Annotated in this window: 17 protein-coding genes; 7 read left to right on the top strand and 10 right to left on the bottom strand. The window is 34.5% G+C overall.

Annotation, left to right across the window (positions count from 1 at the left end; translation table 11 throughout):
- Positions 1 to 204 precede the first annotated feature (204 nt).
- From porK to MJQ71_RS12085, 5 genes are all read left to right on the top strand, one after another.
- A complete protein-coding gene (gene porK / locus MJQ71_RS12105) occupies positions 205 to 1302 on the top strand; it encodes a T9SS ring complex lipoprotein PorK/GldK (RefSeq protein WP_238806883.1) in 1098 nt (365 codons plus the stop codon).
- A 176-nt stretch (positions 1303 to 1478) separates the two neighbouring features.
- On the top strand, positions 1479 to 2291 hold the full coding sequence (gene porL / locus MJQ71_RS12100; RefSeq protein ID WP_238806882.1) for a type IX secretion system motor protein PorL/GldL: 813 nt from the start codon (positions 1479 to 1481) through the stop codon (positions 2289 to 2291).
- A gap of 119 nt (positions 2292 to 2410) precedes the next feature.
- The gene (gene porM, locus MJQ71_RS12095; RefSeq protein ID WP_238806881.1) at positions 2411 to 4006 is read left to right on the top strand and encodes a type IX secretion system motor protein PorM/GldM; all 1596 of its coding nucleotides are present in this window, start codon (positions 2411 to 2413) and stop codon (positions 4004 to 4006) included.
- A gap of 19 nt (positions 4007 to 4025) precedes the next feature.
- A complete protein-coding gene (gene porN, locus MJQ71_RS12090) occupies positions 4026 to 4904 on the top strand; it encodes a type IX secretion system ring subunit PorN/GldN (protein WP_238806880.1) in 879 nt (292 codons plus the stop codon).
- A 387-nt stretch (positions 4905 to 5291) separates the two neighbouring features.
- Positions 5292 to 5648 (top strand): hypothetical protein, encoded by a 357-nt coding sequence (locus MJQ71_RS12085; RefSeq protein WP_238806879.1) that lies wholly within the window; start codon positions 5292 to 5294, stop codon positions 5646 to 5648.
- A gap of 113 nt (positions 5649 to 5761) precedes the next feature.
- On the opposite strand, the gene glyA is transcribed toward MJQ71_RS12085, so the two are convergent.
- From glyA to MJQ71_RS12055, 6 genes are all read right to left on the bottom strand, one after another.
- Positions 5762 to 7054, bottom strand: coding sequence for a serine hydroxymethyltransferase (gene glyA, locus MJQ71_RS12080; RefSeq protein WP_238806878.1), 1293 nt, complete (start codon positions 7052 to 7054; stop codon positions 5762 to 5764).
- A 173-nt stretch (positions 7055 to 7227) separates the two neighbouring features.
- Entirely contained in the window at positions 7228 to 8508 is a 1281-nt protein-coding gene (locus MJQ71_RS12075) for a hypothetical protein (RefSeq protein ID WP_238806877.1), read from the bottom strand.
- Between the two features lie 106 nt (positions 8509 to 8614).
- Complete coding sequence (locus tag MJQ71_RS12070; protein ID WP_238806876.1) at positions 8615 to 9115, bottom strand: hypothetical protein; 501 nt, start codon at positions 9113 to 9115, stop codon at positions 8615 to 8617.
- A 37-nt stretch (positions 9116 to 9152) separates the two neighbouring features.
- Entirely contained in the window at positions 9153 to 9899 is a 747-nt protein-coding gene (pssA, locus tag MJQ71_RS12065; RefSeq protein WP_238806875.1) for a CDP-diacylglycerol--serine O-phosphatidyltransferase, read from the bottom strand.
- Positions 9900 to 9971: 72 nt separating this feature from the next.
- Entirely contained in the window at positions 9972 to 10610 is a 639-nt protein-coding gene (locus tag MJQ71_RS12060) for an MBL fold metallo-hydrolase (protein ID WP_238806874.1), read from the bottom strand.
- Positions 10611 to 10639: 29 nt separating this feature from the next.
- Positions 10640 to 11329, bottom strand: coding sequence for an SAM-dependent methyltransferase (locus MJQ71_RS12055; protein ID WP_238806873.1), 690 nt, complete (start codon positions 11327 to 11329; stop codon positions 10640 to 10642).
- 141 nt (positions 11330 to 11470) lie between these two features.
- Between MJQ71_RS12055 and selD the strand changes: the two genes are divergently transcribed.
- On the top strand, positions 11471 to 12505 hold the full coding sequence (gene selD, locus MJQ71_RS12050) for a selenide, water dikinase SelD (protein ID WP_238806872.1): 1035 nt from the start codon (positions 11471 to 11473) through the stop codon (positions 12503 to 12505).
- A 65-nt stretch (positions 12506 to 12570) separates the two neighbouring features.
- Here the strand turns inward: selD and MJQ71_RS12045 are convergent, their stop codons facing one another.
- Together MJQ71_RS12045 and exaC are read right to left on the bottom strand one after the other, a co-directional pair.
- Positions 12571 to 12933 carry a DUF779 domain-containing protein gene (locus tag MJQ71_RS12045; RefSeq protein ID WP_238806871.1) on the bottom strand — a complete coding sequence of 121 codons (363 nt, stop codon included), beginning with the start codon at positions 12931 to 12933 and terminating at the stop codon, positions 12571 to 12573.
- A gap of 92 nt (positions 12934 to 13025) precedes the next feature.
- Positions 13026 to 14549, bottom strand: a complete 1524-nt coding sequence (exaC, locus tag MJQ71_RS12040) for an acetaldehyde dehydrogenase ExaC (protein WP_238806870.1) — start codon at positions 14547 to 14549, stop codon at positions 13026 to 13028.
- Positions 14550 to 14776: 227 nt separating this feature from the next.
- Here exaC and MJQ71_RS12035 point away from each other — a divergent pair, with 227 nt between their 5' ends.
- Positions 14777 to 15712, top strand: a complete 936-nt coding sequence (locus tag MJQ71_RS12035) for an AraC family transcriptional regulator (protein ID WP_238806869.1) — start codon at positions 14777 to 14779, stop codon at positions 15710 to 15712.
- Between the two features lie 21 nt (positions 15713 to 15733).
- Here the strand turns inward: MJQ71_RS12035 and MJQ71_RS12030 are convergent, their stop codons facing one another.
- A complete protein-coding gene (locus MJQ71_RS12030) occupies positions 15734 to 16153 on the bottom strand; it encodes a DUF1801 domain-containing protein (protein WP_238806868.1) in 420 nt (139 codons plus the stop codon).
- A 174-nt stretch (positions 16154 to 16327) separates the two neighbouring features.
- Positions 16328 to 17194, bottom strand: coding sequence for an alpha/beta hydrolase (locus tag MJQ71_RS12025; RefSeq protein WP_238806867.1), 867 nt, complete (start codon positions 17192 to 17194; stop codon positions 16328 to 16330).
- Positions 17195 to 17238 lie beyond the last annotated feature (44 nt).

Here is a 17238-nt window from a genome sequence, read left to right as displayed (position 1 = left end):
ATAAACCATCTAAATAGGTTAATAATTGACCGATAGATATTTATTTTGGCTTAATAATTGCTTAATCATTTTATAGTTATCGGAAAAACTTATTTTTTTTCATAACTTTGTGAGCTAATGCAATATTGTTTTCCGTAGTCACGTTTCTATATTGTTGAAAGTATATAGTACCAAAAAAAATAGATAATCAACTTGTTTTCAGCTATGAGCAAGAATATGTTAAAGACCTTTTTGAAAATCCTCTTAGTGATTGCCCCAATCGTAATGATGCAGAGTTGTGGTTCTTCAAGCAAGAATCCTTTGGGCAAGGTTTTCGGTGGAAAAAAAAGCAGCAAAGGCGGTAGCAAGGATATCGGCATGGATGGAATTCGTGACGGAGAAATCATGGCAACTTCCCGAAAAGGCTACAAGCAAACTGCTCCTCACGGAATGGTTTTGATTCCATCTGGTTCATTAATGATGGGCCAAGCAGACGAAGACGTAATGTCTGCTCGTATCTCAATGAACAAGCGAGTAACAATCGTGCCATTTTATATGGATGATACAGAAGTAACCAACCATGAATACCGTCAATTTGTTAATTCAATGGTTACTGATTCAGTGTCTGTATTAGGCGAAGAATTTATTATGTCAACACTATACCCAGATACAGCGGTTTGGAGTAAAGATTTTACGTATCACAATGGTGACCAAATGACAGAGTATTATTATTCTTCACCAGCATTTGATACTTATCCAGTTGTTGGTATAAGCTGGGACGCCGCCGTATATTTTTGCAAATGGCGTACAAAATTACTTAATGATAACAGAGCTCAAAAAAATCTATTCAAATCACCACGTTATCGTTTGCCTTCAGAAGCAGAGTGGGAGTGGGCAGCACGTGGAGGAAAAGAAGGAGCTAAATACCCTTGGGGAAATCCTTATGTAGCAAATGGTAAAGGTTGTTTCCTTGCGAATTTCAAACCGTATCGTGGCAATTATCGTGCTGATGGCTATCCTTACACCGCACCATCAAATGCGTTTAATCCAAATGATTATGGCTTATATAACATGGCAGGAAATGTTGCAGAATGGTGTCAAGATGCTTATGCCGAATCATATATGCCAGTTACTTGGGATTTGAATCCTGTGTATAATGATGAAAATGAACCTCGAAAAATAATTAAAGGTGGCTCATGGAAAGACGTAGCATATTTCCTTGAAACTGGTACTAGAACTTACGAATTCCGTGAAAATCGTCGTTCATACATTGGCTTTCGATGTGTAATGGATCGTTTAGGAAGCGTTCCTGGTAGAGAATAATAATAGGATGATTTGCGAAGTATAGATTTGTAGTATTCAATAGAATGCTTCACTTGTACTTCGCATTTCTTATGTTTGAAATATAGATAAATGGTGCGTGGATATTTTCCTCGATAAAAATTAAACTAAAATAAATTCCCTTTTAATTAAAGCAAAATTCTTAACTTTTTAAACACATGGCAGCAAACAACAACGGTACAAGCTTATTTTGGGACAAAATTATTCCGTTTTTTTATGGTGCAGGAGCATCAGTTGTAATCTTGGGAGCATTGGGTAAAATTATGCACTACGATTGGGCAAATTTTATGTTACCAATTGGTTTAGGTACTGAGGCAGCAATCTTTTTAATTTATGCTTTCCAATCAATCCTTCGTCCAGGTGTTGAGTATCAGTGGGAAAAAGTTTATCCAGAGTTAGCTGATGATTTTCAAGGCGAATTACCTAAAAGAAACGTTTCTACTCAAGGTGCTGGTTTAACTGCCAAAATGGATGATATGTTGGCTAATGCTAAAATTACACCAGATATTTTTGATGGCTTGAAAACAGGTATTCAAAGCCTTACAGGTCAAGTATCGAAAATGTCTGATTTAACAGATGCAACAGTAGCAACAAGTGATTATGCTAAAAATATTAAAGCTGCATCTGGGCAAGTCACAGCTCTCAATTCAGCTTACGGAACTGCTGTATCTGCAATGAATAGTATGGCTGATGCAACTAAAGATGCCCAAGAGTATCGTTCACAATTCAGCAAAATTACTCAAAATATGGGTGCATTGAATGCGGTTTATGAACTAGAATTACAAGATACTAATAAGCACTTGAAAGCGATGAACGCCTTTTATGGCAATTTGACAACGGCTATGCAAGATATGTCGGATGCCTCGAAAGAAGCCCAACAATTTAAGTCAGAAATGTCTAAATTAACGAATAACTTAACTTCACTAAACAATGTTTATGGAAGTATGCTATCAGCGATGAAAGGCAACTAATATTTTGTTTTCAAAGTTAATTGATGAAGTACATTAAGCACTTCCCAAGAATATTTTTTTAACATTATAATTATTATTTATAAAAAAATTAATTACTAACCGTATAATATATAGAATATATGGCAGGTGGAAAGGAATCGCCACGTCAGAAGATGATCAATATGATGTATCTCGTTCTGACGGCAATGTTAGCACTCCAAGTAAGTAACGCTCTCTTACAAAAATTTCAATTATTGAATAATAGTTTGGAAAGAGCCAATTCGGCTGCTAATGGCAATAACGAAAAATCAGTTAATGCAATTAGAAAAGAAATTCAAGAAAAACCAGGAGGAGCTCAATACGCAGATGTCCTTCAAAAGGCTGTAGAAGTAAGAAAAATTACTAGCGAAATGGATAATTATATCAGTGGCTTAAAGCAAGAAATTGTGAATGCTGGTGGTGGATTAGATGCTGAAACTGGTGGTGTTAAAAACCCTTCAGAAGAAGAAAAAGTAGCCGTTTTAATGGTTGGTGATGCTAAAAATGGTAAAGGGTACGAACTCAAGAAAAAGCTAAATGATTTTGCTATTCAATTGCAAAAATTTGCTGCACCCAATACAAAATTTCCAGAATTAGCAGTTGACGCCTCGCAAGACCCAGCATTGGCTAAAACGGATGAAATTACAAAAAGTAAAGATTTTTCTGAATTGTATTTTGCTCAAACACCCGTTCCTGCGGCATTGGCTGTATTAAGTCAAAAACAATCTGAAGTTCGCCGTATCGAAGGTGAAGTTTTGGAATATTTAGCTAGTCTAGTTGGTTTAAAAGAAATTAAGTTTGACGAAATTTTTGCAGTTGTTATTCCTGACTCACGTTCGGTTGTAGCTGGACAAAAATATCATGCTGAGGTTGCTATTGGAGCTTATTCAAAATCAATCACACCAAGAATTAGTATTAATGGTTCGGCATTACCTGTTAAAGACGGTAAAGGAACCTACGAAGTAACTGCTTCAGGAGGAGAATTTGATAAAAATGGGCAATTAACTCGTTCGTATAAGGCTATCGTATCTTACCCTTCTCCAGATGGAACAATGAAGTCTGTTGAAAAGGAAGAAACCTATACTGTATTGAAGCCTTCAGTTCAAATAGAAACAGCTTCAATGCCTGCTTTGTACTTTAAATGTGCTAACCGCTTAGTAACATATTCACCAGGTTTAGGAGCGTTATATAGCCCTTCATTTAATGGTTCTGGGGCTGAATTTATTCCAGGTGGAAGTGGTAAGGTTACTATTGTACCTAATTCTGCTAAAGTTACAATGGATGTTGTGAATGGTGGAATTACATTACAATCATTCCCATTCCCAGTTCGTCGTGTGCCTAAACCAACAATCAAAATGTTTGGAAACGGTTCCGCTGTCGACGAACGTAGAGGAGCATCTGCATCAGGCTTACGTACTTTAGGGGCTCGTGCAATTGCCGATGAATCGTTTAAAGCGACAAACCCTGAAGATGCTAGTTTTAGAGTAGCAGAGTTTGAAGTAAACCTTGCACGTGGTACTAGAAAAATTGGTGGTGGTACATTCAATGGTGAAGCAAATATTTCAGGACTTGCACAACAAGCACAAGCGGGAGACCGTTATGTAATAGTTATTAAAAAAGTAGAACGCAAGAATTTTAAGGGAGAAATAGAATCAGTTGACGTTGGTGAAGTATTCTTTACTATTCCGCTAAATTAACAAATTAATTGTCAGCATTATGAAGAAATTACAAAGCATGGCGTTTGGTATCTCTTTGATTATCAGCCAGTTTGCAGTAGCTCAGGAGAAGTCAAATAATTATTTGAACCCGTTATCGCTTCGTCCAATACATGAAGAAAACGTCATGTATAAAACAACTCTTTGGCGAAGAATTGACTTGAAAGAAAAGCAAAATCAGCCGCTTTTTTCTAAAGGAAGTGAAATTACAAGACATTTGCTTGATGCGGTAAAAGCTGGTTTACTCGAAGCTTATGCTGATGATTCTCTAAATACAAAGCTGACATTAGACCAATTTAATGAACGCCTTATGTTGAAATCAGAAGGTGGTGGCTTATCTCAAGAAGAAAAAGAAGCTGGCTTTTCAAGTGGTGGAGATGATGGTTGGGGTGGTGATAGTGGTGGAGCAAAAAAAACTACTACAACTGGAACTGATGCAGCTGCTACTGCTGATGCCGGTGGCGGAGTAGAGATTTTCCCGACGCAATTGACTACTTTAGAGTTGAAAGAAGACTGGATTTTCGATAAACAACGCTCACGTCAGTATTTCGATATTTTAACGTTGAAACTTATTATTCCTGCTGACCAAACTACTTTAGGTTTTGACCGTACAATTTGTGTTTTTAAGTATAAAGAGTTGGAGCGTTATTTCCGTAGCAATGCGAAGTGTATTTGGTATAATGCAGCCAATGTAGCTCAACACAAAAATTTAGCTGATGCCTTTGAATTGCGTTTGTTTCACGGAAAAATTATTAAGAAATCAAATGCCCTTGATAACTTCTTAGATGATATTTATAAATCACCTCGTGAAGGTATGTTGAAATCAGAACAATTAGAACATGAACTGATGGAATTTGAACATAACTTGTGGGAATACTAAGATATTTAAGCTATAAAAAAAGGAGAAATCGAAAGGTTTCTCCTTTTTTTATAGCTCTTATTTATGATTTTTAATCAATAACTTTTCATTGGAGAAATATTATTACCAACAACTTTTCATTTCATCATTAAAAAAAGGTACTTCATTCTTGATTTGACTTACTTTAACTTTTTTTAACTAAAAATATATTTTTAAAAGTGCAACTTTGTGTAAAGGTTTTGCATCTTATAGATGAAATCCATTAATAGAGCCATTTATCTCAAAAATTGACCATTTATACAGAAATGTTAAAAATAAATAGTACTATGTATTGCATAATACTAATTAAAACACATATCTTTGTATTGTCGATCAGAAAGATGGTTTACACATTAAAAAAATGATATTATGAAAAAGCTATTATTCCTTCTCACATTAACTATTGTAAGCTTAAATTCGATGGCAATTGGGTTTCCGCAAAATACCTACGAACAACAGCGTAAATTGAGTATGAATACAAAAAAATACAGTTTAGCAAAACAATTACAATCCTTAGAAGTAAGACTTGAGGAAACCGTTGTGAATACTGCAAAAGGAGATACTAACACGCAAGAATCGTTGGTTGAAATGATAGCAAATTATGTTATTCGTTTTTTTACAGAAAAGATTTTTGATAAGAAAACACTATCATTAAATAAAGCGACAGAAGTTAGAATGGAATATTCAGCGATTAAAAAAGATTTTGAATATTGTATTATAGGATAAAAACAGCTTTTATTCGCTGTAATTTATTGTATTTTATACGGTTTAGTTAGGGTTTAGAAAAAGGCTTGGTTCATTGAACCAAGCCTTTCTTATGTTACGTATATGTTTATTTATTAGTATTGAAATAATGGATATTGTTTCATCCAATCATTAATTTCTCTCTTAACGTTGGCAATGGTTGTGGCGTTGTCATGATTCATCAATACATCGTCAATTAAATCTACAATTCTAACCATATCGGTTTCAACCAAACCACGAGTAGTCATTGCAGCGGCACCAACACGCATTCCTGAAGTAGTCATAGCTGATTTATCATCAAAAGGAACCATGTTTTTATTTACAGTTATATCTGCTAAAATCAATGAGTTTTCTGCGATTTTTCCAGTTAAATTTTTCGGACGTAAATCAATCAACATCAAGTGATTATCAGTACCGCCAGAAATAACCTTATAACCACGATTCATAAATTCTTGTGCCATAACTTTAGCGTTTTTCTGCACCTGTACTTGGTAATTGTAGAAATTCTCGCTCAAAGCCTCACCAAACGCAATTGCTTTAGCAGCAATAATATGCTCTAGTGGGCCACCTTGTGTTCCTGGGAAAACACCAGAATCTAATAATGATGACATCATTCTAATTTCGCCTTTTGGCGTTGTTATACCAAAAGGATTTGGGAAATCGTTTCGCATCATAATTACACCACCACGCGTTCCACGAAGGGTTTTGTGAGTGGTTGTTGTAACAATGTGACAATGGTCAAATGGGTCGTTTAAAAGACCTTTAGCAACCATACCTGCTGGATGAGAAATATCAGCCAAAAGTAATGCTCCAACAGAATCAGCAATTTGACGAAGGCGAACATAATCCCAATCACGAGAATAGGCTGATGCTCCACAAATAATCAACTTTGGACGCTCTTTGTGAGCTGTTTCCTCAACTTTATTCCAGTCGATTAAGCCTGTTTCTTGCTCAACACCATAGAAAAAAGGTTGAAAATATTTTCCTGAAATATTTACTGGCGAACCATGTGAGAGGTGACCGCCATGAGCAAGATTGAATCCTAAAATTTTATCTCCTGGTTGAAGACAAGCTAAAAACACTGCCATATTAGCTTGAGCACCTGAGTGTGGCTGAACGTTTGCCCAACAAAGATTAAACAAAGTTTTTAGACGGTCGATGGCTATTTGTTCAACTTGGTCAACAACTTCGCAACCGCCATAATAGCGTTTTCCAGGAAGTCCTTCTGCATATTTATTAGTCAACACGCTACCTGCCGCTTCCATCACCTGCGGCGACACGAAGTTTTCAGAGGCAATCAATTCGATGCCGTGCAATTGGCGATTGTTTTCTTTCGTGATTAAATCAAAGATTTGAGTGTCACGAATGATGGAAGTTTCTACAGACATTTTCAGTTATCAGTTATTAGCAAACAGTTTTTGATTTTTTATCCGAAAACTATTCCCTTTATTAAGTGAAATAAAACGCAAAATTAACTGATAATTTATAGAAGATGAATTTTTAACAAAATAATATTTGGCTGACTTTAAAATATTGATATTATTCTTGATAAAATCATGTTTTATCTTAAAACTACACTATCTTTTAATACTTTGTCGAGAACTTCGCAGCTTGAAATGTATGAAAGTTCACTTTGAAAATTGCCTCCATTAATGATAAAATGACTTGGATTTGCTTTAAAAAAGGCTTTTTTGTAAGCATCTGCTAATTTTTCTAAGCCAATATCTTGTCGTTTTTCATTAATTTCTTGTTCGTTATAATCTGCTAATTTTTCTTTTTTCCAGAATTTCTTATTTTCTATTCCTTTAGCACTTTCACAAACAAGATTTGATTCTAATTGGAGTTGTAAAATTTGAACTTTGCCCATTGTATAAGCTTTAGGGATTGTTTCAACTGATTTAGAGTTGTAATTGAATCTTGAAAATGTAATATTTATTATTTGTTGCGGAGCAAGCTTTCCATCTCTGATTGCTTGGATAATACTGGATAAAAAATCTTTGTTGTTACTTAAAAAAGAAGTTTCTAAAAGACTTATAGTAAGGCTTTTATTGAATATTAAATCATTGAAATTTTGTGAGGCAATACCGAATCGATTAAATTTTGGTGATAAGATTTTATAATCGAATCCAGACAAACCAATCATGTTTTCGTCAGGCAAATTATAATTATCAATTAATTTGCTTAAACTTTGTGAAACTAAAATTATTGCATCAGAGTATTTTTTGTCATTAATCTTTCTTAGGCTATCTTGTTGTATTTTTAGATTTTGGGGTAAATTACCAAAGAAATATAAACTATCTCCAATATTAGTTTCTCGGATAATTGTATCTTTTTTATTGATAATGATTTCTTTAGCTTTTATATTTTTGCGAAAATAGTCTCGTAAATCTTCCGTGAGCGGTGTATGGAATCTTTTCGTTGAAAGAGCATATAATTTATTCAAACTATCTCGCAATTCTTTGTTGATATTGGGTTTAACCAATCTCATTTGTTTTTCAAAATCATTCCAACGTTTGCAAGTATCTGCCATATAGTGAAAAAAAGCATCTTTTCGTAAACTATCAGCAGGAAAGCCTTTTTCAACGATTCTTTCTAGATAATCAAAAACTAAGGAGGTTTTACCTACCATTGCGGCACAAATAGCTGCATTATAATAATCTTTTGCAAAAGGCTTTTTAACATTGACAAATGCTTCTTTGTAAAAATCGAGGGCGTCATAATAGTTCGTATCAACAATAGCCAACTCAGCTTCGTTTATAATTGGGTGATAAATACGTGTAAAATCGCCTTGTGCTTGTGACAAAGAAGCGTATAATAATAGCAAAAGGAGTATTTTTTTCATAATATGTTAAACCTACTTTAATTAATACATTTTTAATTAAAAATAGAAAAACCTGCCCAATAATGAGCAGGTTTAGCGAATTATTAACAAAGTTTTAACAATATTTCTACGAAAGATATTTTAGATTCAGTGTGTAAAGTCCAACAAAAATAGCCGATGCGATGAACGACATAATGCCGATTGACCAACCAATTTGGCCACCAAAAATAATGATTGGAGCTAAAACTCCTACGGCATTACCAGCGAGATAAACCCAAAAACCTTTTTTACGAAGCCCCCACATCCAAATTGCACCTAAAATTAATAAAAGGCTAGAAATAAGACTGATACCACCCGATAAAACGAGATTGTCTTTTTCAAACATTTTTGCGGTTTCAGCCTGCGATTCTTCTACTTTTTCAAGGTCTTCTTCTTTCATATATTTTGATAACATTTCGGTTATCATTTCGTTGGCTTGTTCCTTACTTTCCATTACTTTTTCGGGAGTGAAAGTATTTGGAATTGCTCCATAAAATTTATAAGCATTCCAAGTTAAAGTCAGAATACATAAAACTGTAAGAAACGTTGGGCGAATAGGTGTTTGATTTTCTTCAAATGGATTTTGCATAGTATTATTGCGTTTTTAGTCTGACTAAAATGAGATTTTATGAGTTTATCGATAGAAAATTACTAATAATAGACATAATTATGTACAAAAATATGATTAACGGAATAGCTACGAACTGAATAGTAACTAATAAAATAACTGAAAGAATCAGGAATATGTATTTAACTTTGTTGTTTGCCCAAGAAAAATTCTTGAATTTTAGAGCAAATAATGGTATTTCTGAAATCATTAAATAACTCATAATGAGCGTATATGCAATCAAAATTGTTGAATTAAGAACCAGAAAAGTATATTCTGGATTGAACTTTATTATTAATGGAAATGCAGCTACTACAAAAGCATTTGCAGGTGTTGGCACACCGATAAAAGAATCTGATTGGCGAGTATCAATATTAAATTTAGCCAATCGCAAACACGAAAATAATGCTAAAATAAAAGCAATGTAAGCTATAAGAGGTAAATGTATTTGGGATAAAAGGGTTGAAGGCACTAAATCAGTTAATATTGAATCTTGATTGAGCGATTGTTGTATCAATTTGGCAGTTATAAATGCAGGTAAAACTCCAAAAGTAACCATGTCGGCAAGTGAGTCAAGTTGTTTCCCAATTTCGGAATGCTGATTAAGTAAACGAGCGACAAAACCATCCAAAAAATCTAAAATTCCTGCTAAAAAAATTAAATGAGCAGCGTAAAGTAAGTTTCCCTCAAAGACAAAAACGATACCCAAGCAACCACAGAGTAAATTGCCGAGTGTCATAATATTAGGAATTGTGAAAAGTTTCATACGTTAGTTTTTTTAACTTCGCCTATAATTAGGGTTATTTTTGATAGATTATAAATGCTAAAAACTTATATTTTATTGAAGAAATGGGTTCGTTTTACGCTCATAACCAATGGTTGTTGGGTCGCCGTGTCCTGAATAAACTTTGTAATCATCGGAAAGCGTTAGAAATTGTGTTTCGATACTTTTGAGCAATGCTTCGTGGCTACAAAATGGAAAATCAGTTCGACCGACACTTCCTCGAAAAAGCACATCACCACCAATAACAAATTTTTGAGCATGGTTGACAAATGCTAAATGTCCAGGTGCATGGCCAGGTACAAAGCGGATTTCTAGTTCCGAATTTCCAAAAAATATTTTGTCGTTTTCGTCAATAAATTCGTCTGCTTCAACAGGTTCATAACCTTTGATTCCCCAAAGCATACATCGTTTTTCAACATCTGCTAAAATCGGAATCTCATTTTTGTGCATCAACATTTTTACACCGAACTTTCGCTTAACATAAGCACAACCAAAAACATGATCGAGATGAGCGTGTGTTTGAAGTAAATGCTTTACTACCAGTCGATTATCAGTGATAAAATCGGATAATTCTTCTTTTTCATATTGAGCTAAACAACCTGGGTCAATGATAACGGCTTCATGCGTTTCATCCCACAAAATATAGGTATTTTCGGCAATTGGAGAAAAAGTGAATGAATGTATATTAATCATTTCAAAAAGAGTCAGAATTAAGATTTGAGCTACAAAAGTAAGAAAATAGTGGGTTTTTTGTGTAAATCTGGCTTAGATTTTCGCCATTCTTTAATAGGCAAGGTTTTAATGAATTCATCTTCAGCAGTAACGTTACAGGCAATACAAAGCAAAGTTTCTGAATTAAGATTTTGTAAAACATCATCCAATAATTGATTATTGCGGAAAGGAGTTTCCATGAAAATCTGTGTTTGGTGCTTTTTCTTGGCGGTTTGTTCTAAGCCTTGTAATGATTTTATTTTTGCCGATTTATCAATAGGAAGATACCCATGAAAAGTAAAACTTTGACCGTTAAAACCTGAAGCCATCAAAGCCATTAAAATTGAACTAGGCCCAACCAGCGGTACAACTTTATGACCTAATTGATGAGCGTACCCAACAACAACTGCTCCTGGGTCAGCAATGCCAGGGCAACCAGCTTCACTAATAATTCCTGCATCTGTTTTGAGTTTTTTTAGCTGAGATAAGGTTTGGTCATGTGGTGTATCTTTATTGAGTTCATAGAAAGTAATGTCATCAATAACTTTATTTAATTTTAGACTGCTGATAAATCGTCGAGCGGTGCGGAGTTCTTCCACAAAAAACACATTCAATTCGCTGACAACTGCTTTTATTTGTGGAGGTAAAACAGTTTCTTGCGTATCAGGTGCGAGTATTGTTGGTATTAGAAAAATGGTCATGTTTTGGTAAAACGATTCAAAATCGTATGAAATATAGCAAATCGCTATGGTAGCTTAAAATCTTTATTATATGAACGATTTACAAAATCGTTTTACAATATTATGTAATTTTGGGTTGATTAACTAAATCGTTATTGATATATGTCTGAAATAAAGCTTACGCAGTTTAGTCACGGGTCAGGATGTGGATGCAAGATTTCACCAAAAGTTTTAGACCAAATTCTTCATACAAATGTGTTACAAGGGTCATTTCCTAGTCTTTTAGTTGGAAATAAAGATAAAGATGATGCCGCAGTTTTTGACTTAGGCAATGGTGAGGCAATTATTAGTACAACTGATTTTTTCATGCCAATTGTTGATGATGCTTTTGATTTTGGACGAATTGCTTCCACAAATGCACTCAGCGATATTTATGCAATGGGAGGTGAGCCAATGATGGCAATTGCCATTTTGGGTTGGCCAATTGATACAATTCCAGCCGAAATTGCACAACAAGTGCTAGATGGAAGCCGTGCAACTTGTGCTTCAGCTAATATTCCGTTGGCAGGCGGTCATAGCATTGATAGCCCAGAACCGTTTTTTGGTTTGGCAGTTACTGGTAAAGTAAAAATTGAACATTTAAAACAAAACTCTACTGCAACAGAAGGCTGTTTATTATACCTCACGAAACCACTTGGCGTTGGCTTATTGGCAACCGCTCAAAAAATGGGTATTTCGAATCCAGAATATTTACAAGTGGCAGTCAAACAAATGGCAACTTTGAATAAAGTTGGTGCTGATTTGGGTAAAATGTCGGAAGTAAAAGCAATGACTGATGTGACTGGCTTTGGTCTTTTAGGACATTTGGTTGAGATGTGCGAAGGAAGTGGACTCAGTGCAGAAATTGATTACGAAAGAGTACCCAAAATGCCTGAAGCAAATGATTATTTGTATCCATTTTGTGCTCCAAAAGGTTGCAATACAAACTGGGAAAGTTACAGTCACAAAGTTTCGACAATAACTGATACACAAAGAATTTTACTAGCCGACCCACAAACAAGTGGTGGTTTATTAATAGCAGTCGAACCAGAAGGAAAAGATATTTTGGAAACAATTTTGTCTGAAAATGGTATTTCAGCCGAGCCTTTTGGCAGGATGATTTTGAAAGAAGAAAAAACAATAAAAGTATTAAATTGAGCAAATTAAAGAAACTTCTCGAAAGCTGTATTCCTAGAAGAGCTGTTTCGGGAAGTTTTTAATGCTTAAATCTGACCTAAATGTTTTAATTCTTGATCCGAGAAAAGTCTTGATTTAATTACAAAACGCACACCAAGTGGTATTTCAAGAGAAAAACTTGCTCCTCGACCTTTGACTACATCAAGAGTAAGATGAGTGTGTTTCCAATATTCAAATTGGTCTCTCGACATAAAAAAATCACAACCGTGAACTGTTCCGAGTTTTACGTCAGTTTCATTTAACATCAATTCACCCTCTTGAAAACACATTGGTGATGAGCCATCGCAGCAACCACCGCTTTGATGAAAAAATAAAGTGCCATTTTTCTCCCGTAATTCATCAATGATTTTGGCAGCTTCGGGCGTAAAATCTACTCGTTCGATTGTCATTTGAATAAAAATTTTAAATGGGTAGAAAAAGTATGAGAGAGTCGTTTCTGACTCTCTCTACTATCGTACTTAAACCATAGACATTAGTTTTTTCAGAAGAAACCTAATTTATTTTTATCGTAAGAAATCAACATATTTTTTGATTGACGGTAATGGCCCAACATCATTTTGTGGTTTTCACGGCCGATACCAGACTTTTTATAGCCACCAAATGGTGCGTGTGCTGGATAATCGTGGTAACAGTTTACCCAAACTCTACCTGCTTGAACGGCTCTTGCTACTGTGTATGCTTGGTGCATATCACGTGTCCAAACACCTGCTCCTAAACCGTAAAGAGTGTCATTTGCAATAGCGATAGCTTCAGCTTCGTCTTTGAAAGTAGTTACACAAACAACTGGCCCAAAGATTTCTTCTTGGAAAATTCGCATTTTGTTATTTCCCTTAAAAATAGTTGGTTTGATGTAATATCCACCTTCTAAACCTTCGTTATAAGCTGTTCCGCCACCAGTCAATACTTCTGCACCTTCTTCTTTACCGATTTCAATATAATTCAAAATTTTCTCATATTGGTCATTTGATGCTTGAGCTCCCATCATTGTTTCTGGATCAAGCGGATGCCCTAATTTGATTGCCTCAACACGAGCAACAACACGTTCAATGAAAGCATCATAAATTGATTCATCCACCAAAATTCTTGAAGGGCAAGTACAAACTTCTCCTTGATTAAGAGCAAACATTGATGCACCTTCGAGAGCTTTATCAAAAAACTCATCATCAGCATCCATAATGCTTTTGAAGAAAATATTCGGCGATTTTCCACCAAGTTCAAGTGTTACAGGAATAATGTTTTTTGAAGCATATTGCATGATTAATTGTCCAGTGGTAGTTTCACCAGTGAAAGCAATTTTGTTAATGCGTGGACTTGAAGCCAATGGTTTTCCTGCTTCAATACCAAAACCATTTACGATATTTAATACGCCTGCTGGTAATAAATCTTGAATCAATTCGGCTAAAACCATAATACCAACGGGTGTTTGTTCGGCTGGTTTTAAAACGATACAGTTTCCTGCTGCTAATGCGGGAGCGATTTTCCATGCAGCCATCAAAATTGGGAAATTCCAAGGAATAATCTGTCCAACAACTCCTAGCGGCTCATGTATAATCAATGAAAGTGTATTGGCATTTAACTCAGAAGCAGAACCTTCTTCGGCACGAATCACGCCTGCAAAATAACGGAAATGGTCGATGGCTAAAGGTAAATCTGCCGCCATAGTTTCACGGATTGCTTTACCATTATCCCAAGTTTCAACACGAGCCAATAAGCTTAGATTTTGCTCCAAACGGTCAGCAACTTTTAATAAAATATTGCTTCGAGTTGTAGCTGATGAATTGTTCCAACTTGGAGCTGCTGCCCAAGCGGCATCAAGTGCTAAATTTATATCTTCTTCGGTTGAGCGAGCTACTTGCGTAAATACTTTTCCATCAACTGGAGAAACGGTTTCAAAATATTGCCCTTTTGTTGGTGCAACCCATTTACCGCCGATGAAATTATCGTAATGTGTTTTAAAACTTGGTTTTTCTACCAGATTACTTTTTTGAGTGATGACAGATGACATAATGTATAGTATTAAAGGTTAAATTTATAATGCAAATAAATCTTACAATAATCATATATGATGTCATTTTTCTGCTGTCCTATTTCACTTTTCTGCTAACTAATTGTACAATTCTACTTTTAGTTGTACAATTCTATCATTTATTCGACTGTTCCAGATTTATATTGTTCTATTTTTTGATGAAATAATAATATTTGTTAGGTTTGTTATATAAAAAAAACGTATTTATGATTGACCTGAATGCCGCTCATTACGAAAAAAGAAAGCTAATTAGCTTGGTTGAGAATAGAACTATTCACTCGCTAAATAATGCTGAACTGAATATTTTTGAAACGCATCAGCAAGCATCGCAAGTATTGCTCAAGTTTAGCGAACCCGTTTTGGCAAGTATGATTAAAGGCAAAAAGGTAATGCATCTAGAAAATACGCATTCGTTTGGTTTTTTGCCAGGTGAGTCTGTCATTTTGCCTTCAAATGAGTTAATGTGCATTGATTTTCCTGAGGCAACGGAGCAGAACCCAACGCAGTGTTTGGCATTGGCATTTTCAGAAACAAAATTGAAAGAGGCGGTTGAAATACTTAATAATAGAGGAACAAAGCAAAACGGTAAAGAATGGAGCATGACAGATTACAATTATCATTTTACGAATGATATTGCTATCAATCAAATTTTACAAAGACTGATTTTTATTTTCACTGAAAAGCACCCATCAAAAGATATTTTTGCCGATTTGTTGATTCAAGAATTAATCATTAGAATTTTACAAACTGAATCGAAAAGTATTTATCTCAAAAAAGCTTTGACTGATTCAAATAATGACCGAATTTCGTTTGTCATTAAGTATATTCAAGATAATATCACGGAAGATTTATCAATTGAATTTTTGAGTGAAAAGGCGTATATGAGTGAATCAAATTTTTATCGAACTTTCAAGCACGAATTGGGTTCGTCGCCCAATGATTTTATTATTGAAGAACGCCTAAAAGTTGCAGAAAGCTTGCTCAGAAATCCTAAAATAAGTGTAAAAGAAGCATATATGGCTAGCGGATTTAATAGTTTTTCATATTTCTGCCGTATTTTTAAGAAAAAAAAGAATCTTTCTCCAACCGAATTTAAAGAAAAATCAAGGTTTTTAAATGTAGAAAAAAGAGGAATTAAGTAAAAAAACTACTTTTTAAGTAACTTACTTAGGATACATTTTTTGCATATATTCCAAATGATTGACTATCATTTGAAGTAAAACTTCCATGTTGATGTCGGCAAGTTTCTTTATATGAATGCAACCTTTATCTGTTTTATGCTTGCCTAATTTTTCAAGTAATTCTTCTCTTTTTTCAAAACTTCCAGAAAGATACAAGCTAATGGTTGTTGCTCTTGGTGAAAATCCCACGATGAGACTGTCTCCTTCACGGCCACTTTCATATTTATAATGATAACTACCAAAGCCAACAATGCTTGGCCCCCACATTTTTGGGTCGAAACCTGTTTGTTTTTTTAATAACTCAATAAGACTAAAACAATCGTTGCGTTTTGTTTCGTCTTTTACTGAGTTTATAAAATCAATAACGCTCAGCGAAGTTTCGGTGGTTTTATTTGTTGCCATTTTAGTGTATAAATTAGATTCTTTATATTGAAATACTTCTAAAGTACTGACCAATAGTTGTTTACAGATTTTTGTTTTTGACAAAATCAAAACAATATCAAAATAAATTTTCTTAAAACAAAAAAAGGGAAGAAAAATCTCCCCTTCATTTTATCACTGTATGTGTCATTTTATTTATAAATATTTATCTGCAAAAACTATCATTTTATCGAGCGTTTCTGAAAGTTTAGACCAATCGTGTGATTGTTCTGGATAAAAATAATATTCTTGATTTATATCTAATTCTGTTAATTTACCATGAATTAAAGTTCCTTGATTGGCAGGAACTAAATTATCGCTACCGCCATAAAAAAGAATCGTTGGAGGTGAAGCACGTTTTATTTGAAAATACGGACTTGCATTGCGATATTCTTCGATATTTCCTTCAAATGGTTTGCCAATAAGTTTAATTATATCGGTGTTCATTCGGTCTTTACGTAAACTTGTCGATGTCAAATCAATGGGAGCGGCAATGCCACCAACTACTTCAACGAGTTTATTTGAGTCGGATGAATAAGCATAAAGTAGTGCTAAATGAGCTCCCGAACTAATTCCCATCAGAAAAAATTTGGGTGTGATATTCAACGATTTGGCTTCATTTTGTAGCTTTTTAAGTAATAAACCAATGTCTGCTAATTGTTCACGATAAGTAATACCTTTCTGAAAAGTAAGGCGATAATTTGCATTAACGATAGCACATTTTACATTTTTTTGTCTAAAGTAATCAACCATTGGATTTATAAAACCTTTGTCGCCCTCACTCCAACCACCACCATGAAACATCACAATTACGGGTACTTTATCGGTTTGGTTTTTGGGTAAATAAAGGTCATATTTTTGGAGTTCATTGTCGCCGTACGAAACGTTTTTCTTTTCTTCGTAGTCAACTTTAGTCGATTCGGCATCAGTTATCGAATAATCTTTGTTGATAAGTGGTACAATATCTATGGTATTGCACGATGCAAACAAAAATAGTGAACAAAGTATAAGGAAAGTTTTCATGGCTTTTTATTGTTGTTGAATAGAATGATTGAATATCAAATTGT

The organism is Emticicia aquatica (assembly GCF_923079645.1).
Classification (GTDB): domain Bacteria; phylum Bacteroidota; class Bacteroidia; order Cytophagales; family Spirosomataceae; genus Emticicia; species Emticicia aquatica.
This window is presented reverse-complemented; position numbering and strand designations above follow the sequence as displayed.